The following is a 20,665-nucleotide window of genomic DNA, read 5'->3' as shown; positions in this document are numbered from 1 at the left end:
CTCTAATTATGTTTTTATTTAATTTGTTGAGTGGCGCTTAATTAAAAAATTAAGCGATTATTTCTGAATAAACGGCTTGGTAAAAATAAATAAGTGAATCGGATTTTCTGATTGATAACGGGTGTAGTGAGCGAGTGGTACACCTGTTGATATAGAGACCAGTTGAACCTGTGTCGGAGCATTGCTGTCTTTACTCCATTGATGAAGTTCGCAAACTGAATCGACAGTCACTGCAGAACCGATCACAACGCCGCCCGGTTTTATTGCTGACCAACAGAAATCTAAAATGGTGTGCATGTTGCCGCGGCTTCCACCAATAAAAATACTGTCTGGCTGAGGCAAGGTGTCGGGCTGTATTGGGGCTTTATCTCGAATCAGTTGCACGTTGTCGGTACCGTGCGCTCTAAAGTTAGCCTCGACCGACTCATAACATTCTTGGTTTGATTCAATGGTGAAGACTTGTCCTTGATAGCACTGTTTAGCGGCTTCTATCGCAATAGAACCTGAGCCTGTGCCTATATCCCACACCACAGATCTTGGCTGAATACGCATACTTGCTAACGCTAAGTGACGAACGGGCTGTTTGGTAATTAAGCCGCGCTTAGGCATGCGCTTCATGAAGTCATCATCGTTGGCGTATTGGCCCAATTCACCCCACGCATGAGGTAGCGTTCGGTGCAGTACCATTACATTGAGCGTAGAGAAGTCGTCGGAACTTTTTAGTGCGAGGTCTTCGAGAGTCCACTGGCTTATCTTTTCGTCGGTGCCACCTAAGTTCTCACATACCCAAGCCGTCCAACCTTGTTGATTAAAGTCGACTAAGTGTTTCGCAATACGAGCTGGGTTGTTTTGAACATCGGTTAGCAAGCAGTAGCTAGTTCCCCATTGCATTTGGCTTGCGATACCTTTAATGCCATCGTAATGCTGCTTTCTTCCATGTAGTGAAATTGCTTTGGTTTCTTGCCATGCAATGCCGACTCGGCTGCAAGCGAGTTGCATTGAACAAGGGGAGGGAATAAAGCGTACTTCATCATTAGGCAGTTTTTTTAATAACGATTCGCCGATGCCAAAGAACAATGGGTCGCCAGAAGCTAATACGACGACGCCGCCTTCCTCGCATTCATCAAGCAACTTAGCGAACCAAGATAGATAGCCTTCTTGCATCGATAAGCGTTGACCTTTGAATTGGGGAAACCAATCCAATAGTCGGTCGTTACCTGCAACAACGCGTGCAGATTCAACTGCATTAACAGCTCGACTGGTTAGGCTTAAACACCCATCTTCGGGTACTCCGACTACCGTGATAGCCGATTGATAGCAATCGATAAGCTGAGAGTGAGTACTTACATTATTCATTTTACTGACTCAGCAAGTAGGGCGTGAATAGTCGATACCACTAACGGGCTGCCACCTTTACGGCCTAGGCTGGCAATGTAAGGCACGGTGTTTTGTTCAGTTAATGCTTGCTTCGATTCATCTGCTTTTACGAAACCAACAGGAATGCCAATGATCAATGCAGGTTTTGCTTCGCCTGCTTCTATCATGCGCAATAGCTCAAGTAATGCGGTAGGCGCATTGCCTACACCTATGATAGAGCCGTCGAGTAGGCCGTTATCGCGGGCATAACGCATTGAGTGAATAGCACGTGTTTCTCCTGTCTCTTTGGCCGTGCTAATGACGTCTGGATGACTAATGAAGCACTGTGCTTTATTGCCGTAAGCGTTGAGGCGAGTTTGGTTTAAACCTGTCACGATCATGCTGACATCGGTAATGATGTTGGCACCATTTTTTAAAGCGGTAATGGCAGACTCAATCGCGTTGTCGCTGAATTGATATAATTTAGCGTATTCAAAATCACCCGTAGTATGAATGGCACGACGAACCACATTCCATTCACCTTGATTGAAGTTATGTCCCCCATGGAGAGTTTCTATTTCTTCATCGATGATAGAGAAGGAGTCACTTTCAATTTGACGGCCTTGCTTGGTCATTTGACGCATATCGTTAGTCATGGAGTTTTCCTTGTTCATGCTTATTCATCATGAAAGTGAGTGTTGGTATCACTTCCTTTTGAGCAGAGATGTTCTGCTAATAGATCGCCGTTGAAATCGATCAATTTGAATTCAATGCTGACGTGATGTTTGACATACACAGCAGCGTGCTCTGCAGCTTGTTTGCAGAGCAAGGTAAGAAAGTCGTAATTGGGAATCTCTTTGCCCGATTGGGCTTCTTTCCATGTGTCGAGTACGTGGCGGCCTGTGTTGGCTTGGCTAACAGCTTCGGCAAATTCACTCGATGCACCTGATTGAATGGCGAGGTCGGCCAGTAATGAAAAGTCGATAGCTTTACCGGATACGTGAGTCATCATGTGCCCAGCGACCATCTTGCCGAGTTTGCCTATCATGGCGACGACGGTGATTTTGCTCACTTGATAACGTTTTGCTGCGCGCAGTCCGACCCCAACAAAATCACCCGCTTGGATAAAACACATCGAGTCATAACTTGGTAGCATGGCCATCGCTGACTTTTCGGTTCGAGATCCTGTCGTGAGAACCAAGTGGTTTTGGCCATTTTGTTTCGCTATTTGTACCGATTGACGCACAGATGCTGAAAACGCTGAAGTGGAGTAGGGTTTTACCGTTCCGCGTGTCCCGAGAATGGAAATACCACCGATTAAACCGAGTCTTGGCCCAATGGTTTCCTTGGCTCGCTCCTCTCCATCAGGGACGCAAATTTCCAGTGATATACCGACGTGTTTTTTCTGTTGACTGGTAGCTTGGTTCCATTCCAAAGTCACCATATCGAGAATGTTTTTTCGAGGTACGGGATTAATCGCCGCCTGACCGACGGGAAGTTCTAATCCGGGTAGAGTCACACGAGCTACGCCAACACCCCCATCGATGTGAAAACCGGGCTCTGAATGCCAGCGGGCAATACTCTGAATATGGGCTTCGTGGGTACAATCAGGATCGTCCCCTGCATCTTTAACAATGCTGGCGGTCACCGCATCGTTGGATGTTTGGATAAACGCGACCTTAAACGTAGCGGGCTCACCATTAGGTAGAGTGATGGAGGTATAGTCAGGCTTTTGTCCGGTTAATAGTGTTTGAACTGCCGCTCTGCTTGCTGCAGCTGCGCACGCTCCGGTGGTAAACCCACTGCGGAGATCGGACTTATTTTTGGATCGTTTAACTTTTGTGACCACAGTATTCTTCATCTACGTTTTAGGTATTGACGAATACAGAGCGTTCCCTTGTTAGACAAGGTATGGATGGTGTTGAGTTTTCCCGCTCGATATTCATGTGTGTCCAGGTATTCTGACTTACGATGTTGAGGTTCTCATTGCGCTTTACTCCTTCCCAAGTCGTGTGACTCAGTGGCTTGTAAAGGGCTCATCGCTTACAGCTGCGGGTACAGTTCAGGAGTTACACCTGATTCCCTGATGTGACGTTATACTTCGATATCTATCCTGAGGATTTCTCCGTTGTTTGGTGTGTCTATGATTTGCTTTGGTGTCCCTAAACTGGCTAATGTTTTTATCCAGTCACCATGTCCGAGCAGCAAAATAGGGTTCTCATTGTTGTGGTGACGAGAAACTCGTTGGATCCACTGAATCGCCATTGTTCTTCGTTGCTGTTCTGAATCGAACTCACTGAGCTCCATTTGAGAAATGACGGGCACTTTCAGGTAGCGTGCGATGGTTTTAGCACTGGAAATAGCACGGCCTAATTGACTGGTGTAAATAGCATTGAGGGTCAATGATTTTTGAGTTGCAAGATAACGACCGACGTTATGCATCTGTCGTTTGCCTTTCATTGTCAGAGGGCTATCCAGTTGATTCTGTGCTTTGCCTATTCGATTCCATTCGGTTTCGCCATGACGAATCGCAATGATGGTGAAGCGTTCAGCTTTCATTACTTTTCTCCATCAGAATGGAAACAATGAATAGTGCGCCAAACGCGGTGGTGACAACACCAAGAGGCAGTTCTTGAGGAGCAACTAAGGTTCTCGCCAAAATATCACTTAATAGCATAAGCAAAGCCCCAATCAGCCCTGAAGTGATGAGTAACTTTTTGTGTAATGGGCCGATGATTTTCTTCGCGATATGAGGAACCATCAAGCCAATAAATCCGACAACGCCGATGATAGAAACAAAACATGCAGTTGCAAAAGCGCAGACAATAAAGACACCGCTTTGCAGGCGTTTTGTGTCTACGCCCATGGTTTGTGCTACGTCGTCTCCTGCAAGTAAACAATCTAACTGGCGATGTTTTAATATACCTAGGACTATCAAGGCGATAAGTCCAGCAAGCACAATTAGCACATTGTCCCAGCGTGCGTTTCCTAGGCCTCCTAGCGACCAAAATAGAATTGAGTGGGCAGCTCGTTGATCACCATGGAAGACCAAGAAGTTAGTCAAGGCTGTAAATAAAAATGAAATAGCCAACCCGGCTAAAACAATTTGAGAAGACGCTTGTCCATCTACTTTTCTGACTAGAAATAGCACTGCCGAAGCCGAGATTATTCCACCGATAAAAGCGGCGAGTGGAAGTGTCCAAATGCCGATAGCGCTACCGATGACTGTAATCACAAAGACTGCTCCAGTTGCGGCACCGGATGACAATCCAAAAATGAAAGGGTCGGCAAGGTCGTTTTTTGTCACGGTTTGTAATAACGCCCCAACAATACCTAACCCAGCACCGCAAATAATAGCGATGATTGTTCTAGGTAAGCGCAGGTGCAGTACCACTTGATCTATCGGTGAGTCGATCTGTTGACTCATCGCCGCTGAAAAAATCGTAGCGACTTGTGCAAAAGATAGCTGAACGCTGCCTAAACTCAGAGAAAACATCGCTAAGAGGGCAAAAACAGAACTGAATACGCAGGTGTTCAGTGCGGTTCGGTTCAGGTTAGTACTAAGACTTGTCATGTATTTCTTGGATGCGCTGTGCCAATTTTTCAATTGCAGCTATGTTTGCTGGCCCGGGAGTAATTTCCTCATAACGCAGAGGAAGGTATTGGGTGGTCTTTACCGCTGTGGTCAGCTTCATCGCTGGGTGCTGTTCCAAAAAGGTTTGCATGCCTTTAGCGCCTGTCCCATTTTGATAATCGAGAAGAATAATGACATCAGGGTTATGCATCGCAACTGACTCCCATGATGTGGTTCCCCAGCTGATATCCAGATCTTTCATTACATTGGCGCCACCCGCTGCTTCTATCATGGCGCTCACTGTCGCGTACTTTCCTGCTGTGAATGGTTTCTCTTCCCCTGAATCATACAGAAAGACTTTAAGCGGGGTTTGATTCTGGGTTTGCTGTTGAATCAATATTAATTGCTCTTTCCACTTGGAGATAAGTGTTCGAGCTCTGTCTTGCTGACCGAATAAAGTCGCAAGGCGTGTCACGTCATCAAACATTTGTTCCATGTTAGCTGGCTGCTTATCTTTACGGATATGGCTGCAACTCTCATTAAGAATCAGAGTATTGATACCAAACTCTCTCAGAGAATCAGGCGTGACTGAGCCGCCCAACCGCATACCGTAATTCCATCCTGCAAAGAAAACATCAGGGTTGGCATTAACTAACACCTCTAAAGAAGGATATTTCGGTGCGAGTTCCGGAATGCTTCCCTGGAGGCGATTAAATTCAGGGGTCGTTTTGTAGTACCCGCTAATACCGGTCACTCCGATCATATTCTCTTCAAGCCCGAGAGAAAATGCCATCTCAGACATATTGATATCGTGAGTGATTAAGGTTTTCGGCGCTTTATCTAAGGTAAGTGTAGAGTCGCAGTTTTCTACCGTAATTTGGGCTTGTGCGGACACGGTAAGTAATAAAGTTAATGCTGATAGTTTTTTCATGAAAGCTCCTGTCCTTGGTCGAGTTCAATGTCGAAAAATTTGCTTGTTTTCTGTGTGCGCTTATTGGTCGTGCTGATTAAATCGACTTCAAAGATCGGCTTAAGTTGATTGTGAGTTAGTAGTTCTTCTACCTTTCCTTTCGCGACTACCTGGCCGTGTTCCAAAATCGCAATGTGCGTCGCGAACTTGGCCGCAAGGGAAATATCATGCAGTGAGCAAATCAGTGTTTTACCTTGCTCTTTCAATAGTGATAAAACTTCCCCTTGAGCACATGGATCTAGATGGTTTAGAGGCTCATCCAACACCAGGAATTCGGCGTTCTGACATAAAGATCGTGCAATATGCGCTCGCTGCTTCTGGCCGCCTGAGAGCTGTCCCATTCTTCGTTCGAGGAAAGTATCGATCTTTAGTGCTTTACTTATTTGGTCAAGTGAAAAGCTAGAAGTGGCTTGATTGGAAGCAGTTAGTTGAATGTACTCTCTGAGTGTTAAACGACCATCCACTTGACTGTGTTGTGGAAGGTAACTGATTTGTTTTGCTCTTTGCTGGCAAGTTAACTTACGTAGCGGCAATTGGTTTATGACGACTTCGCCTTTGAAGGGAAGCAAATTAACCAGTGCCTTCAATAACGTGGTTTTTCCGGAACCATTGCGTCCAATGACAACCCAGCGCTCACCTTGAGTAATTTTCAGATCGAGTGGGTGCAGTCGTTGAGTGTTTTGTTGTTGAACTGAAAGTTTGTGGCAAAGAAGCATGAGTTACTGAGAATGGTTTGTTTTTAACAAGTGCTATTACATTAAAATTTAAACGTTTGCGTAACATTGATCTCAGCACGTAAAATCCCCACTATTATCAAAATAATCTATAAGTTAACGCTTGTGCTACGTGAAAGGGTTAGGATTGATTAGTGAAAGAATAGAAGAATAGAAGAATAGAAGAATAGAAGAATAGAAGAATAGAAAGAAAAAAGCCTCTGAGAACAGAGGCTTTTAAAATTACGTTTCAGCTAAGCGTGTTGCGTAATGCTTACAGGCCTGCGAAGTCCGCAAGGATAGCGGCTTTGTCAGTTGCTTCCCAAGGGAACTCTTCGCGACCGAAGTGGCCGTATGCAGCAGTCTGCTTGTAGATAGGTTGAAGAAGGTTCAGCATCTCTTGAAGACCGTATGGACGTAGGTCGAAGTTTTGACGAACTGCTTCAATGATGATTTCGTGCGCTACTTTCTCAGTACCAAACGTTTCAACCATGATAGATGTTGGATCTGCAACACCGATAGCGTAAGACAGTTGAATCTCACAACGGTCAGCCATACCAGCAGCAACGATGTTTTTCGCAACGTAACGAGCTGCGTAAGCTGCAGAACGGTCAACTTTTGATGGATCTTTACCAGAGAATGCACCACCACCGTGACGAGCTGCGCCGCCGTAGGTATCAACGATGATCTTACGACCTGTTAGACCACAGTCACCCATTGGGCCACCGATTACGAAACGGCCTGTTGGGTTGATGAAGAAGTTAGTGTCTTTGTTGATCCACTCAGCAGGAAGTACTGGCTTGATGATCTCTTCCATTACCGCTTCACGTAGGTCAGGTGTTGTTACTGAATCACAGTGTTGAGTTGAAAGAACAACAGCGTCGATACCAACGATCTTACCTTGGTCGTATTGGAACGTTACTTGAGATTTCGCATCTGGGCGAAGGAAGTCAAGCTTGCCGCTCTTACGTACTTCAGCTTGCTTCTTAACAAGAAGGTGAGAGTAAGTAATTGGAGCTGGCATTAGGATTGGTGTTTCGTTAGTCGCGTAACCAAACATGATACCTTGGTCGCCTGCGCCTTGATCTTTAGGATCGGCTTTATCAACACCTTGGTTGATGTCTGGAGACTGCTTACCAATTGTGTTTAGTACTGCACAAGAGTCAGCGTCAAAGCCCATATCAGAATGAACGTAACCAATTTCACGAACTGTTTCACGAGTGATTTCTTCGATATCAACCCATGCAGACGTGGTTACTTCACCGCCAACCATAACCATGCCGGTTTTTACGTAAGTCTCACAAGCAACACGTGCTTTTGGATCTTGTTCAATGATGGCATCAAGAACAGCATCTGAGATTTGGTCTGCAATTTTATCTGGATGGCCTTCTGAAACAGATTCAGAAGTGAATAGGTGCTTAGCCATGAGAGCTCCACTTTTAGTTTAGTTTTTAGTTGCAAATAGTTAAATGCAAATAATTTATGCCGTCGCAATCAAGAAAGCGCCGCCATTCAATACAGTATATTTTGTAGGTGTTTCTACATCTAGACGGCTATTTTAAATTCCAACGGTCGAATTACAAGCTCTTTTTTAGGATATGTCATAACTAAACGTTTGCGTGTTGGTAGGGGGAAGCCATTGTTAAGTGGTGTAAATGATCGAAAATTGCGGAAAATGACCGTTAAAGTACCAGTAAAACGTTTGCAGTCGCTATAGTCGTTTGAGAGAATACCCGCGCTAATAAAAATGAAAACTTTAGCATCTATCTCTTTTTTAAATCGCTTATGTATCCAGGAGCAGACATGCCTTCTCGTAAAGATCTAGCCAATGCAATCCGCGCACTTAGCATGGACGGTGTTCAACAAGCAAACTCAGGCCACCCAGGCGCACCTATGGGTATGGCTGACATCGCTGAAGTTCTTTGGCGTGGCCACTTGAACCATAACCCAGCAAACCCAGAGTGGGCTGACCGTGACCGTTTTATCCTGTCTAACGGTCATGGTTCTATGCTGATTTACTCTCTGCTTCACTTAGCAGGTTACGAGCTTTCAATTGAAGACCTAAAAAACTTCCGTCAACTGCACTCTAAGACTCCAGGTCACCCAGAGTACGGCTACGCTCCTGGTATCGAGACAACGACGGGTCCTTTAGGTCAAGGCATCACCAACGCTGTTGGTATGGCGATGGCTGAAAAATCATTGGCTGCACAGTTCAACAAAGAAGGCCACGACATCGTCGATCACTTCACTTATGCGTTCATGGGTGATGGTTGTCTGATGGAAGGTATTTCTCACGAAGCATGTTCTCTAGCGGGTACGCTAGGTCTTGGTAAGCTGGTTGCTTTCTGGGATGACAACGGCATCTCTATCGATGGCGAAGTTGAAGGTTGGTTCTCTGACGATACACCTAAGCGTTTTGAAGCATACGGCTGGCACGTAATCCCAGCCGTTGATGGTCACGATGCTGACGCTATCAACGCGGCTATCGAAGCAGCTAAAGCGGATCCTCGTCCTACACTTATCTGTACTAAGACTATTATCGGTTTTGGTTCACCAAATAAAGCGGGTACGCACGACTGTCACGGTGCTCCACTAGGTGCTGATGAAATCACAGCAACTAAAGCGGCACTGGGCTGGGAACACGGTCCTTTCGAAATTCCAGCTGATATCGCAGCTGAGTGGAATGCGAAAGAAGCAGGCGCAGCGAAAGAAGCAGCGTGGAATGCTAAGTTTGACGCATACGCAGCGGCTCACCCTGAGCTAGCAGCTGAATTCAAACGTCGTACTAATGGCGATCTTCCAGCTGAGTGGGAAGAGAAAGCAAACGCAATCATTGCTGATCTTCAAGCTAACCCAGCAAACATCGCATCACGTAAAGCATCTCAAAATGCTCTAGAAGCATTCGGTGCTATGCTACCTGAATTCATGGGCGGCTCTGCTGACCTTGCGCCTTCTAACCTGACTATGTGGTCTGGTTCTAAGTCGCTTGAAGCGAACGACTTCTCAGGTAACTACATCCACTACGGTGTACGTGAATTCGGTATGACTGCAATCATGAACGGTATCGCTCTGCACGGTGGTTTCGTACCATACGGCGCAACGTTCCTAATGTTCATGGAATACGCACGTAACGCAATGCGTATGGCTGCTCTGATGAAAGTTCAGAACATTCAAGTTTACACGCATGACTCTATCGGTCTTGGCGAAGATGGTCCTACTCACCAACCGGTTGAGCAGATCGCTTCTCTACGTCTGACTCCAAACATGAGCACATGGCGCCCATGTGACCAAGTTGAGTCTGCTGTTGCTTGGAAACTAGCAATCGAACGCAAAGATGGTCCTTCTGCACTTATCTTCTCTCGTCAGAACCTTGCACAGCAAGACCGTGACGCAGAGCAAGTGGCAAACATCGCTAAGGGTGGTTACATCCTGAAAGATTGTGAAGGCAAACCAGAGCTTATCCTTATCGCAACTGGTTCTGAAGTTGAGCTAGCGGTTAGCGCTGCTGCTGAACTAACAACTGAAGGCAAGAAAGTACGCGTAGTATCTATGCCTGCTACTGACGCATTCGACAAGCAAGACGCAGAATACCGCGAGTCTGTACTTCCATCTGACGTTACAGCACGTATCGCAGTAGAAGCTGGTATCGCTGACTTCTGGTACAAATACGTTGGCTTCGGTGGCAAGATCATCGGCATGACAACGTTTGGCGAATCTGCACCAGCAGGCGAGTTATTCAAGATGTTCGGTTTCACTACTGAAAACGTAGTAAACACTGCAAAAGAGCTTCTTGCTTAATCATTCGTTGTAACGCGAATAGAAAAAAACCGAGCCACTGGCTCGGTTTTTTATTTGGCTTTCAGAAACATGAGTTACTCGAATTCATTTCCCCAATTATCAAGTTCTCTAGTCCCACAGACCTTACATTCAACGTAACGATCCATGTTGTAGTAATGACCACCATTGATAATTGAATTAGCAAACAGCTTTATTCTTCCTAACAAAGTTTTGTCGGTATCATAGCTGCTTGTTTGGCGAACAAGAACTTCACTATGTGGCGTTTCTTTATTGCACGTTTTACAAAAATGAGTCGCTGGGAATCCAGACATAACCTTTTCCTTTGGTTGAGAAAACTAGGTTAGAAATAGCCGTAGGATTAGGTAAAACTCATTTTTTATGATTACATTGAAATGGCTGATATGCCATGTTAATGGATTGTTTTTGTCGAGTTATACCACTCAATTAATGCGCTTTGAATAGGATTCAGTTATCATCTGTTGCACGAAATTTTGGTTAGATGTACGGAACTATGCTAAAAGTCGCGATAAATGGATTTGGACGAATAGGGCGCAATGTATTGCGCGCTGTCTATGAAAGTGGCAAAAGCCAACAAATCAAAGTAGTAGCGGTCAATGAGCTTGCTCAACCTGACGCTATGGCTCACCTATTGCAGTACGACACCAGTCACGGCCGCTTCGGCAAGAAAATCTCTAATGATCAAGAGCACATTTATGTTCATCATGGCATTGGTGCTGAAGATAAAGGCGAGTTTGATACCATTCGTATCTTACACCTGGCTGATATTGAACTGTTGCCTTGGCGTGATCTTGAAGTCGATATTGTTCTCGATTGTACCGGTGTTTACGGTTGCCGAGATGATGGCCTAGCGCACATCGCTGCTGGAGCTAAAAAGGTACTGTTTTCACACCCTGGTGCTAACGACCTTGATAACACCATCATCTATGGTGTAAATCACGATACTATCGAAGCTGACCACCGAATCGTTTCCAATGGTTCATGCACCACTAACTGTATTGTCCCTATCATTAAAGTACTTGATGATGCCTTTGGTATTGAGTCAGGTACCATTACGACCATTCACTCTTCAATGAATGATCAGCAAGTTATTGATGCATACCATAGCGACTTGCGTCGTACTCGAGCAGCAAGCCAATCAATCATTCCTGTCGACACTAAATTGCATAAAGGTATTGAAAGAATCTTCCCGAAATTTTCTAACAAGTTCGAAGCGATATCTGTGCGTGTGCCGACGGTAAACGTCACTGCGATGGATTTAAGTGTCACAATTAATACAAATGTGAAAGTTAATGACGTAAATCAAACCATTGTTAATGCTTCCCAGTGTACATTACACAATATAGTTGACTATACTGAAGCGCCGCTCGTTTCCATCGACTTTAATCACGATCCCCATAGCGCAATCGTTGATGGTTCACAAACTCGAGTGAGCAATGGCACCTTAGTGAAAATGCTGGTGTGGTGTGACAATGAATGGGGCTTTGCGAACCGAATGCTGGATACGGTTCTTGCAATGCAAGCTTCAGAAGGCAAGAAGTAAGACCTAGAAGCAAATGTGTGGATTATTTATTTTTTAGCTTGAAATAAATACTAAGTGTCCACATATTATTAGCAGTTAAAGCATTACCAGTTGAATAATTTATAGGCTTAGCAGGGTTGCTGAGTTTCCAAAACTTTATTTTTATTTAAATTTGAGAGGACAAATCATGTCTGTGATCAAGATGACTGACCTGGAACTTGCAGGTAAACGCGTATTCATCCGTGCTGACCTAAACGTACCAGTAAAAGACGGTAAAGTAACTTCAGATGCACGTATCCTAGCATCTCTACCAACTATCAAACTTTGCCTAGAAGCTGGCGCAAAAGTTATGGTTACTTCTCACCTTGGTCGTCCTACTGAAGGCGAGTACAACGAAGAGTTCTCTCTAGCTCCTGTAGTTAACTACCTAAACGACGCACTAAACTGTGACGTTAAACTAGCGAAAGATTACGTAAATGGTCTTGAGCTAAACGCTGGTGAACTAACTGTTCTTGAAAACGTTCGCTTTAACAAAGGCGAGAAGAAGAACGAAGAAGCTCTTTCTAAGCAATACGCTGCACTATGTGACATCTTCGTAATGGATGCATTCGGTACAGCTCACCGTGCTCAAGCGTCTACACACGGCGTTGGTACTTACGCTCCTGTAGCATGTGCTGGTCCTCTTCTAGCTGCTGAGCTTGAAGCGCTTGGTAAAGCAATGGACAACCCAGCTCGCCCACTAGTGGCTATCGTTGGTGGTTCTAAAGTTTCTACTAAACTAACCGTTCTAGAATCTCTTTCTAAAATCGCTGACCAACTTGTTGTTGGTGGTGGTATCGCGAACACGTTCATCGCTGCTGAAGGCCACAACGTAGGTAAGTCTCTATACGAAGCTGACCTAGTTGAAACAGCTCAGAAGCTAATGAAAGAGTGTGCTATCCCAGTAGCGACTGACGTTGCATGTGCTAAAGCATTCGACGAAAACGCAGAAGCTGAAATCAAGCACGTTTCTGAAGTTCAAGACGACGACATGATCTTCGACCTTGGCCCTGATTCAACTGCAGCTCTAGCTGAAATCATCGGCAACGCGAAAACTATTCTTTGGAACGGCCCTGTAGGTGTATTCGAATTCAAGAACTTCGAAGCGGGTACAGCTGGTATTTCTAAAGCAATCGCTGATTCTGAAGGTTTCTCAGTAGCGGGCGGTGGTGACACGCTAGCAGCTATCGACAAGTTCGGTATCAAAGCAGATGTTTCTTACATCTCTACTGGTGGCGGTGCTTTCCTTGAGTTTGTTGAAGGCAAAGTACTTCCTGCAGTAGCTATGCTTGAAGAGCGTGCTAAAGCGTAATTGATTTAGAAAGGCGAGGTACGAATCTCGCCTTTTAACGTTTGCTGCATATCACACTTATTTGCTAGAATAGCGGAAGTTGTGAGCAAACGATTGCAAATTTTTAAACTTAAGTTTTTTATCTTAAAACGAATAGAATAAATAGGACTATTTCCATGTCTAAGATCTTCGATTTTGTAAAACCTGGTGTAATTTCTGGCGATGACGTACAGAAAGTATTTGAAGTAGCAAAAGAAAACAAATTTGCTCTTCCTGCAGTAAACGTTGTTGGTACTGACTCTATTAACGCAGTACTAGAAGCGGCTGCTAAAGTTAAGTCTCCAGTTGTTGTTCAGTTCTCTAACGGCGGCGCTGCATTCTTCGCAGGTAAAGGCGTTAAACTTGAAGGTCAAGGCGCACAAGTTCTTGGTGCTGTAGCTGGTGCAAAATACGTACACGCTGTCGCTGAGTCTTACGGTGTTCCAGTTATCCTGCATACTGACCACGCTGCTAAGAAACTTCTACCATGGATCGACGGTCTACTAGACGCTGGTGAAGAGTTCTTCGCACAAACTGGTAAGCCTCTATTCTCTTCTCACATGCTAGACCTTTCTGAAGAGTCTCTAGAAGAGAACATCGAAACATGTGCTACTTACCTAGCTCGCATGGCTAAAATGGACATGACAATCGAGATCGAACTTGGTTGTACTGGTGGTGAAGAAGACGGCGTTGATAACTCTGATATGGACGCATCTGAGCTTTACACTTCTCCAGAAGACGTAGCATACGCATACGAGAAGCTAATGGCTGTTAGCCCACGTTTCACTATCGCTGCATCTTTCGGTAACGTACACGGTGTTTACCAAGCTGGTAACGTTGTACTTACTCCAACTATCCTACGTGACTCTCAAGCATACTGTGCAGAGAAGTTCGGTATTGCACCTAACGCTCTAAACTTCGTATTCCACGGTGGTTCTGGTTCTTCTGAAGCAGAAATCCAAGAGTCTATTGGCTACGGTGTTATCAAAATGAACATCGATACTGATACACAGTGGGCAACTTGGGATGGTATCCGTCAGTACTCTGCTGATAACTTCGATTTCCTACAAGGTCAAATCGGTAACCCAACTGGCGAAGCTGCGCCAAACAAGAAGTACTACGATCCACGCGTATGGCTACGTGCTGCTCAGTCTTCAATGGTTACTCGTCTTGAGAAAGCATTCGCTGACCTTAATGCTGTAGACGTACTATAATTCTTTGAATTAAGTACTCTTTAAGTTTTAAAAACCCGCTCATTGAGCGGGTTTTTTTATGTCTGATAAAAATTTGTATTAAATATGTGAAAACCCTAGCCTACGGTGAATAAATTTCGTAGTCTTTTAGTTATCGGTATTTGCGTTTATTGGTAAGTTTTATTAATTCAAAAGCTTACATAAATATGACTTTGCAATCGGTCAAAGATAGGATATCGTGCCGAAAAACTGGACCTGGTTCAGTTTATAAAAAGGACTTGGCTTTAATTTACTTTTAACACAGTGACTTAACAGGAGTTAAACTGTTTATTATTGTTAAAGTAAGTTTGGCTTAAGACAGTTTAGCTCATAGCATATTATATAGAGGATGCACATTATGGCTGATAGTTCGACAGCGCTTGAGACTCCAATTGTGGATGGTTTATCTCAGGCCGAGCAGTGGTTAACAAATAATTCAGATCTATTTATCCAATACGGTGTAAACATTATCTCTGCACTGATAATTCTATTTATTGGTAACTTGATTGTTAAAGCAGTCGCGAATAGCGTATCTAAGGTTCTTGAGAAGAAGAAGATGGATCGAGCTGTTGTGGAGTTTATCCACGGTTTAGTTCGTTATTTACTGTTTGTTATTGTTCTTATCGCTGCACTTGGTCGTTTAGGCGTTCAAACTGCATCTGTAGTTGCTGTTATTGGTGCGGCTGGTTTAGCCGTTGGTCTTGCGCTGCAAGGCTCACTATCTAACTTTGCAGCGGGTGTACTTATCGTTGCATTCCGTCCATTCAAGTCTGGTGACTACGTGGAAATTGGTGGTGTAGCGGGTTCAGTTGATTCAATTCAGATCTTCCAAACTGTTTTAACAACACCAGACAACAAAATGGTTGTAGTACCTAACGGAAGCGTTATCGGTAGCCCAATCACTAACTATTCTCGTCATGCGACGCGCCGTATTGACCTAATGATTGGTGTTTCTTACAACGCTGATCTTCAGAAGACAAAAGCGCTACTGACTAAGATCTGTGAATCTGATGAGCGCGTATTGAAAGATCCAGGTGTTCAAGTAGGTGTTCACACGCTAGCTGATTCTTCAGTTAATTTTGTTGTTCGTCCATGGGTTAGCACTGCTGACTACTGGAATGTTTATTTCGACCTTATGCAAGCTATCAAAGAAGGCTTGGACAACGAAGGTATCGAAATCCCATTCCCGCAAATGGATGTACACATGAATAAAGTTGAAGCTTAATTTCTAGTTAGTTTTTATAGCTATTAGCTTCTATAAGGAAAGGCGGATAACTTAGGTTATTCGCCTTTTTTGTTGGATGAGTAAAGTTTGTTTGATGACTAAAGAAGAATAGGTTTACCCGTATTGCTCAATGAGTCCATTGGCGAGCACAAGTGCAATAGCGAACATCATGGTTGCTACTGCGATATCGATGCCTTTCTTAACTTTAGGTTTCGATAGCGTTGGACCTAGCTTTGCTGCGCCTAATGATAAGGAATAAAACCACACGAATGAAGCTAAGATAGTCCCCATCGCAAACGCAATTCTGTCGTTGCCTTCAAACTGCCCGCCAATGGATCCTAGAATCACCACGGTATCCAAATAGAGGTGTGGGTTTAATACTGTTACAGCTAATGCACCCAAAATAACGGTGCGCTTGCCACGAGCCAATACCTCACTTTTTGATTCATCACTGGTGCGCGTTTTGAATGCACTGCGCAGTGATAGCAAACCATATACCGTTAGAAAAGCGATACCGCCCAATGTCACAGAGGTAAGCAGCAATTCATTTTGAGACAGAATTGCTCCGCCACCAAAAATACCCAATGAGATAAACAGGGTATCGAGCAGGCTACAAATCGTTGCAGTCGTTAAATGATGATTGCGTTTTATGCCTTGATTTAGGACGTACGCATTTTGTGCGCCTATCGGGATTATCATACTTGCCCCTAGACCAAAACCTTGTAATAAAACCCAAAAACTCATTTTAACCTCCACTTAATTAACGATATTTACGTGCTATGTGGCGAAGATACTCCGACCCTTTAAATAAGTATAATTAATGATTTTAATCCATTATTAGAGTTGCTAATGTGGTATTGGGTTAGCTTAAAAAGGAAGCAAATTGATGCGTGGATTGGATTATAAATGGATTGAAGCACTGGATGCCGTTGTGAAACAACGTAGCTTTGAGAGGGCCGCTGAGCAGTTATACATCTCCCAATCAGCGGTGTCCCAACGTATCAAACAGCTAGAAAAGTGGTTAGCCCAGCCTGCTTTGGTAAGAGAGAGCCCACCAAGGCCTACACCAGCAGGAAAAAAGCTGTTGGGTTTGTATCGTCGTGTTCGCTTGTTAGAGCACGAGCTTGTGCCGGAGTTAATGAATGAAGAGGGTACTCAACCACTATCTATATCCATAGCCACCAACGCTGATAGTTTGGCGACATGGTTGTTACCTGCACTGTCGGATGTGATGAAGTCTCGTCAAGTCGAGTTGAACCTCGCGATTCATGGTGAGTCTAGAACCATTGAAAAAATAAAAAGCGGTGAGGTTGCCGGTGCGATCAGTTTAGAGCCCCAAGCGATTCCTGGATGCAGTGCTGACTACCTCGGTCGTATGGACTATGTGTGTGTGGCGAGCCCTGATTTTCATCAGCGTTACTTTTCAGAGGGCGTAAACTACGCCACCTTAAGCAAAGCGCCTGCGGTTTCTTATGATCAATACGATGATCTGCATAAGAAGTTTCTGCATGACCATTTTAACGTACCGAGAGACAGTGTGATCAATCATACGGTCGGCAGTTCAGAAGCATTTGTGCGCTTGGCACTATCGGGTGTTGCCTATTGCTTGATTCCTCGATTGCAGATTATCGAGGAACTAGAGTCTGGTGCTCTGATTGATATTACCCCTGGCTTTCTGCTGTCTTATCGCATCTATTGGCACCATTGGCAGCTTGAGAGTGGGGTGCTAAAAGAGGTATCCCAGGCGATATTAAGTTTTGCTCACAATCATTTACCTCAGTAAGTTGTTGGTTTTTTCAGCGTCAAAGTTCTGTTAGATGTGCACAATCAGGATTGGCTAAACGATAAATTACTCTATGATGGAAGGACATTTGTTTAGCATAGGTCTACCTAATGAAGTTTGTACCAAAGATGTTAGCAACGTCTCTTACTCTTACTGCTGCGTTGAGTGCTGTGAGCTTTCCATCACTGGCTGACTCTCCATCCTTTCCGCATATTTCAACAACAGGTTATGGTGAAGTCATCGCGACACCAGATATGGCGACATTCTCAGTGAGAGTGGTAGAGTCAACGATGACGGCTGAACAGGCTAAAAGTACTGTTGATAAAGTGGTAACGGGCTTTCTAAATAAGCTGCACCAAGCCGGCGTAGATGAGGCGAGCGTACACAGCTCTAATCTGTACCTATCTCCTCAGTACCATTATCCAAAAGATGGCAAACCAGAATTGGTTGGCTACCGCGCTTCACGCAATGTGAGCGTTCAAGTGAATGAGCTCGCTAATCTCAATGAGTACATGGATATTGCAATAGGACAGGGTATTAACCAAATCGATAATATCCAGCTGCAAGTGCGTGACCAAGCTAAGTATCAAGAGCAAGCACGCTTAGAAGCGATCAAAGATGCGACATCAAAAGCTAAATCATTAGCGAGTGGTTTTGAGCGTGAGCTAGGTGATGTTTGGCGTGTTGATTACAATGCACAATCTTCTCAGCCTGTGCTAATGCGTTCAATGGCGATGGATGCGAGAACAGAGTCGAACTCTTATGAAGACTCAACGATCACAATTCGTGATCGTGTCAATGTGATCTATCAGATCGAAGAATAAGATAGCGCTATAGAGGCTTTTGGATCATGGTGATCTAATTACCTACGATAGGCCAAATACTAAAAAGGCTCTCATTGCGAGAGCCTTTCTGTTTTTACTTATGGTCTAACTCGATGATTAGTGAAGAAGACGAGCACGGATTGTGCCTTCGATCTCTTTCAGTTTAAGCAGTGCTTCTTCTGAACGATCCGCTTCTACATCGATAACTACATAACCCATATCAGCCGCAGTCTGTAGGTACTGACCCGCGATGTTGATGCCTTCTTCAGCGAAGATGGTGTTGATCTGAGTTAGGATACCTGGGCGGTTTTCGTGAATGTGTAGCAAGCGAGATGTGCCCGTATGCAATGGCAGTGAAACCTCAGGGAAGTTAACACTTGATAGCGTAGAGCCGTTATCAGAGTATTTCGCTAGTTTACCAGCAACTTCAACTCCGATGTTCTCTTGTGCTTCTTGAGTTGAACCACCCACATGAGGCGTTAGAATCACGTTATCGAACTGCATTAATGGAGACTCAAACGGGTCTGCATTGGTTTTTGGTTCTGTTGGGAAAACATCAATAGCCGCACCAGAAAGGTGACCAGAATCCAGAGCGCCACACAGAGCAGGGATGTCAACTACCGTGCCACGAGCTGCATTGATAAAGATAGAGCCAGGCTTCATGCGCTCGAACTCTTCTTTACCCATCATGTCTTTAGTTTCATTGGTTTCAGGTACGTGTAAAGAGATCACGTCACACTTATTCAGCAACTCGGTCATAGTATGAACTTGAGTGGCATTACCTAGAGACAGCTTGTTTTCGATATCGTAAAAGTAAACACGCATACCAAGGTTTTCAGCAATAATACCCAGCTGAGTACCGATGTGACCGTAGCCAATAATACCTAAACGCTTACCACGAGCTTCGTAAGAGTTGTCTGCACTCTTTTTCCAGATACCACGGTGAGCAAGAGCATTTTTCTCTGGGATACCGCGAAGCAGTAATAGAACCTGACCTAGAACGAGTTCAGCAACACTTCGAGTGTTTGAGAACGGTGCATTGAAAACAGGGATACCGCGCTTTGCTGCTGCTTGAAGGTTGACTTGGTTAGTACCAATACAGAAACAACCGACTGCAACCAGCTTTTCAGCCGCATCAATAACTTCTTGGGAGATGTTGGTGCGAGAACGGATACCAATGAAATGAGCATCTTTAACTGCTTCAAGAAGTTCATCTTCAGGTAGTGAGCCTTTGTGGTACTCAATATTTGTGTAACCAGCGGCTTGCAGTACTTCTACAGAAGAAGGGTGAAGACCTTCTAGAAGTAGAATTTTTATTTTTTCTTTTTCCAGTGAAACTTTGGCCATTGTTCTCGTCCTTAAAATGGAAAGGTTGGGCAAATGCGGCGCACGTGCTACAAAATGGCTGAAAGGGGAACAAATTCACCACTCTGTTAGGAGACAAACGTTTTCCCTGTGCGTCTTCTGAACAATAAAGTAACAAAAAAAAAATGTTTTGGGTAAGAAAATTACGGAATAAGACATAATTTTACAGCAATAAAGCAAAAAAAACGGCGCCCTAGGGCACCGTCTGTAATGAAGTAACAGAAAAACTCAATCTTCTATTATTTATTCTTCGATTTTTGCACCTTCAGGCGTGCCAGTGATAACTACATCAGCACCACGGTGAGCGAACAGACCAACCGTTACCACGCCAGCGATACCATTGATGATATCTTCTAGCTGTTTTGGGTTTTCGATCGCCATGCCGTACACATCTAGGATCACGTTGCCGTTATCGGTTGTGCAGCCTTCGCGGTAAACTGGGTCACCACCAAGTTTTACGAGTTCACGTGCTACGTATGAACGCGCCATTGGGATAACTTCAACAGGCAGTGGGAATTTACCCAACACATCAACTGCTTTGGTACCATCAACGATACAAATAAACTTATCAGAGATAGCTGCTACGATTTTTTCACGAGTCAAAGCAGCGCCGCCGCCTTTGATCATATCGCGAGAACCGTTAATCTCGTCAGCGCCATCAACATAGATGTCTAGCTTGAATACGTCGTTGCATTCGAATACTTTGATTTCTAGCGCTTCTAGTTTTTCAGTAGAGGCTACAGAGCTTGAAACCGCACCCTTGATTTTGTCTTTCATTGTGCCAAGTGCGTCGATGAAGTGATTTACTGTTGAGCCAGTACCTACACCTACAATGCTGCCTTCTTCAACATATTGAAGTGCTGCCCAGCCCGCTGCTTTTTTCATTTCATCTTGAGTCATGCCATTCTCCTGAATA

Annotated in this window: 19 protein-coding genes and 1 riboswitch; of the genes, 7 read left to right on the top strand and 12 right to left on the bottom strand. The window is 44.4% G+C overall.

The window, feature by feature from the left end; translation table 11 throughout:
- Nucleotides 1-57 precede the first annotated feature (57 nt).
- From cbiE to metK, 8 genes are all read right to left on the bottom strand, one after another.
- Nucleotides 58-1,356 carry a precorrin-6y C5,15-methyltransferase (decarboxylating) subunit CbiE gene (gene cbiE / locus AB4513_RS01095; protein WP_102258166.1) on the bottom strand — a complete coding sequence of 433 codons (1,299 nt, stop codon included), beginning with the start codon at nucleotides 1,354-1,356 and terminating at the stop codon, nucleotides 58-60.
- Nucleotides 1,353-2,012 (bottom strand): precorrin-8X methylmutase, encoded by a 660-nt coding sequence (locus AB4513_RS01090; protein WP_009847682.1) that lies wholly within the window; start codon nucleotides 2,010-2,012, stop codon nucleotides 1,353-1,355. Before AB4513_RS01090 ends, cbiE begins: the two co-directional genes overlap by 4 nt.
- 20 nt (nucleotides 2,013-2,032) lie before the next feature.
- The gene (locus AB4513_RS01085) at nucleotides 2,033-3,205 is read right to left on the bottom strand and encodes a cobalt-precorrin-5B (C(1))-methyltransferase (protein WP_240798329.1); all 1,173 of its coding nucleotides are present in this window, start codon (nucleotides 3,203-3,205) and stop codon (nucleotides 2,033-2,035) included.
- 105 nt (nucleotides 3,206-3,310) lie between these two features.
- A riboswitch (cobalamin riboswitch) is annotated at nucleotides 3,311-3,441 on the bottom strand.
- A gap of 9 nt (nucleotides 3,442-3,450) precedes the next feature.
- Nucleotides 3,451-3,915: a phosphoglycerate mutase family protein gene (locus AB4513_RS01080; protein ID WP_102258168.1), complete on the bottom strand. Its 465-nt coding sequence runs from the start codon at nucleotides 3,913-3,915 to the stop codon at nucleotides 3,451-3,453.
- Complete coding sequence (locus AB4513_RS01075) at nucleotides 3,905-4,930, bottom strand: iron ABC transporter permease (RefSeq protein ID WP_009847679.1); 1,026 nt, start codon at nucleotides 4,928-4,930, stop codon at nucleotides 3,905-3,907. Before AB4513_RS01075 ends, AB4513_RS01080 begins: the two co-directional genes overlap by 11 nt.
- Nucleotides 4,917-5,861 carry an ABC transporter substrate-binding protein gene (locus tag AB4513_RS01070; protein WP_102258170.1) on the bottom strand — a complete coding sequence of 315 codons (945 nt, stop codon included), beginning with the start codon at nucleotides 5,859-5,861 and terminating at the stop codon, nucleotides 4,917-4,919. Before AB4513_RS01070 ends, AB4513_RS01075 begins: the two co-directional genes overlap by 14 nt.
- The gene (locus tag AB4513_RS01065; protein ID WP_102258171.1) at nucleotides 5,858-6,616 is read right to left on the bottom strand and encodes an ABC transporter ATP-binding protein; all 759 of its coding nucleotides are present in this window, start codon (nucleotides 6,614-6,616) and stop codon (nucleotides 5,858-5,860) included. The genes AB4513_RS01070 and AB4513_RS01065 overlap by 4 nt, the downstream gene beginning before the upstream one ends.
- A gap of 271 nt (nucleotides 6,617-6,887) precedes the next feature.
- Nucleotides 6,888-8,039, bottom strand: a complete 1,152-nt coding sequence (gene metK, locus AB4513_RS01060) for a methionine adenosyltransferase (protein WP_009847676.1) — start codon at nucleotides 8,037-8,039, stop codon at nucleotides 6,888-6,890.
- A gap of 377 nt (nucleotides 8,040-8,416) precedes the next feature.
- Here metK and tkt point away from each other — a divergent pair, with 377 nt between their 5' ends.
- A complete protein-coding gene (gene tkt, locus AB4513_RS01055; RefSeq protein WP_102258172.1) occupies nucleotides 8,417-10,411 on the top strand; it encodes a transketolase in 1,995 nt (664 codons plus the stop codon).
- Nucleotides 10,412-10,485: 74 nt separating this feature from the next.
- Here the strand turns inward: tkt and AB4513_RS01050 are convergent, their stop codons facing one another.
- Nucleotides 10,486-10,722 (bottom strand): hypothetical protein, encoded by a 237-nt coding sequence (locus tag AB4513_RS01050; protein ID WP_012604808.1) that lies wholly within the window; start codon nucleotides 10,720-10,722, stop codon nucleotides 10,486-10,488.
- A 200-nt stretch (nucleotides 10,723-10,922) separates the two neighbouring features.
- Here AB4513_RS01050 and epd point away from each other — a divergent pair, with 200 nt between their 5' ends.
- The 4 genes from epd to mscS all read left to right on the top strand — a co-directional run bounded on the left by epd (nucleotide 10,923) and on the right by mscS (nucleotide 15,777).
- Nucleotides 10,923-11,972: an erythrose-4-phosphate dehydrogenase gene (epd, locus tag AB4513_RS01045; protein WP_029222970.1), complete on the top strand. Its 1,050-nt coding sequence runs from the start codon at nucleotides 10,923-10,925 to the stop codon at nucleotides 11,970-11,972.
- A gap of 166 nt (nucleotides 11,973-12,138) precedes the next feature.
- Nucleotides 12,139-13,302 carry a phosphoglycerate kinase gene (locus AB4513_RS01040; RefSeq protein ID WP_029223849.1) on the top strand — a complete coding sequence of 388 codons (1,164 nt, stop codon included), beginning with the start codon at nucleotides 12,139-12,141 and terminating at the stop codon, nucleotides 13,300-13,302.
- Nucleotides 13,303-13,457: 155 nt separating this feature from the next.
- Nucleotides 13,458-14,534, top strand: a complete 1,077-nt coding sequence (gene fbaA / locus AB4513_RS01035; RefSeq protein WP_009847671.1) for a class II fructose-bisphosphate aldolase — start codon at nucleotides 13,458-13,460, stop codon at nucleotides 14,532-14,534.
- A 376-nt stretch (nucleotides 14,535-14,910) separates the two neighbouring features.
- A complete protein-coding gene (gene mscS / locus AB4513_RS01030) occupies nucleotides 14,911-15,777 on the top strand; it encodes a small-conductance mechanosensitive channel MscS (protein WP_009847670.1) in 867 nt (288 codons plus the stop codon).
- A 114-nt stretch (nucleotides 15,778-15,891) separates the two neighbouring features.
- Here the strand turns inward: mscS and AB4513_RS01025 are convergent, their stop codons facing one another.
- Complete coding sequence (locus AB4513_RS01025) at nucleotides 15,892-16,521, bottom strand: LysE/ArgO family amino acid transporter (RefSeq protein WP_009847669.1); 630 nt, start codon at nucleotides 16,519-16,521, stop codon at nucleotides 15,892-15,894.
- Nucleotides 16,522-16,663: 142 nt separating this feature from the next.
- Between AB4513_RS01025 and AB4513_RS01020 the strand changes: the two genes are divergently transcribed.
- Together AB4513_RS01020 and AB4513_RS01015 are read left to right on the top strand one after the other, a co-directional pair.
- Nucleotides 16,664-17,560, top strand: a complete 897-nt coding sequence (locus AB4513_RS01020) for a LysR family transcriptional regulator ArgP (RefSeq protein ID WP_102258173.1) — start codon at nucleotides 16,664-16,666, stop codon at nucleotides 17,558-17,560.
- Between the two features lie 110 nt (nucleotides 17,561-17,670).
- Nucleotides 17,671-18,384 carry an oxidative stress defense protein gene (locus AB4513_RS01015; RefSeq protein WP_009847667.1) on the top strand — a complete coding sequence of 238 codons (714 nt, stop codon included), beginning with the start codon at nucleotides 17,671-17,673 and terminating at the stop codon, nucleotides 18,382-18,384.
- Nucleotides 18,385-18,501: 117 nt separating this feature from the next.
- Here AB4513_RS01015 and serA read toward each other — a convergent pair whose 3' ends face one another.
- Together serA and rpiA are read right to left on the bottom strand one after the other, a co-directional pair.
- Nucleotides 18,502-19,731, bottom strand: coding sequence for a phosphoglycerate dehydrogenase (gene serA / locus AB4513_RS01010; RefSeq protein WP_017097288.1), 1,230 nt, complete (start codon nucleotides 19,729-19,731; stop codon nucleotides 18,502-18,504).
- Nucleotides 19,732-19,992: 261 nt separating this feature from the next.
- Nucleotides 19,993-20,649: a ribose-5-phosphate isomerase RpiA gene (gene rpiA, locus AB4513_RS01005; RefSeq protein WP_009847664.1), complete on the bottom strand. Its 657-nt coding sequence runs from the start codon at nucleotides 20,647-20,649 to the stop codon at nucleotides 19,993-19,995.
- Nucleotides 20,650-20,665: the final 16 nt, after the last annotated feature.

Origin of the sequence: Vibrio sp. 10N.222.54.E6 (assembly GCF_041473955.1) — a bacterium.
Taxonomy (GTDB): domain Bacteria; phylum Pseudomonadota; class Gammaproteobacteria; order Enterobacterales; family Vibrionaceae; genus Vibrio; species Vibrio tasmaniensis_A.
The sequence above is the reverse complement of the archived record's forward strand: the minus strand, read 5'-3'. Positions and strand labels throughout refer to the sequence as shown.

Bases quoted from the DNA above. Each gene is read 5' to 3' on its own strand.
- fbaA (WP_009847671.1), top strand. From the start codon at position 13,458: ATGTCTAAGATCTTCGATTTTGTAAAACCTGGTGTAATTTCTGGCGAT.
- AB4513_RS01075 (WP_009847679.1), bottom strand. From the start codon at position 4,930: ATGACAAGTCTTAGTACTAACCTGAACCGAACCGCACTGAACACCTGC.
- epd (WP_029222970.1), top strand. From the start codon at position 10,923: ATGCTAAAAGTCGCGATAAATGGATTTGGACGAATAGGGCGCAATGTA.
- AB4513_RS01070 (WP_102258170.1), bottom strand. From the start codon at position 5,861: ATGAAAAAACTATCAGCATTAACTTTATTACTTACCGTGTCCGCACAA.
- AB4513_RS01025 (WP_009847669.1), bottom strand. From the start codon at position 16,521: ATGAGTTTTTGGGTTTTATTACAAGGTTTTGGTCTAGGGGCAAGTATG.
- metK (WP_009847676.1), bottom strand. From the start codon at position 8,039: ATGGCTAAGCACCTATTCACTTCTGAATCTGTTTCAGAAGGCCATCCA.
- AB4513_RS01020 (WP_102258173.1), top strand. From the start codon at position 16,664: ATGCGTGGATTGGATTATAAATGGATTGAAGCACTGGATGCCGTTGTG.
- AB4513_RS01065 (WP_102258171.1), bottom strand. From the start codon at position 6,616: ATGCTTCTTTGCCACAAACTTTCAGTTCAACAACAAAACACTCAACGA.
- AB4513_RS01090 (WP_009847682.1), bottom strand. From the start codon at position 2,012: ATGACTAACGATATGCGTCAAATGACCAAGCAAGGCCGTCAAATTGAA.
- mscS (WP_009847670.1), top strand. From the start codon at position 14,911: ATGGCTGATAGTTCGACAGCGCTTGAGACTCCAATTGTGGATGGTTTA.
- cbiE (WP_102258166.1), bottom strand. From the start codon at position 1,356: ATGAATAATGTAAGTACTCACTCTCAGCTTATCGATTGCTATCAATCG.
- tkt (WP_102258172.1), top strand. From the start codon at position 8,417: ATGCCTTCTCGTAAAGATCTAGCCAATGCAATCCGCGCACTTAGCATG.
- AB4513_RS01040 (WP_029223849.1), top strand. From the start codon at position 12,139: ATGTCTGTGATCAAGATGACTGACCTGGAACTTGCAGGTAAACGCGTA.
- AB4513_RS01015 (WP_009847667.1), top strand. From the start codon at position 17,671: ATGAAGTTTGTACCAAAGATGTTAGCAACGTCTCTTACTCTTACTGCT.
- AB4513_RS01050 (WP_012604808.1), bottom strand. From the start codon at position 10,722: ATGTCTGGATTCCCAGCGACTCATTTTTGTAAAACGTGCAATAAAGAA.
- serA (WP_017097288.1), bottom strand. From the start codon at position 19,731: ATGGCCAAAGTTTCACTGGAAAAAGAAAAAATAAAAATTCTACTTCTA.
- AB4513_RS01080 (WP_102258168.1), bottom strand. From the start codon at position 3,915: ATGAAAGCTGAACGCTTCACCATCATTGCGATTCGTCATGGCGAAACC.
- rpiA (WP_009847664.1), bottom strand. From the start codon at position 20,649: ATGACTCAAGATGAAATGAAAAAAGCAGCGGGCTGGGCAGCACTTCAA.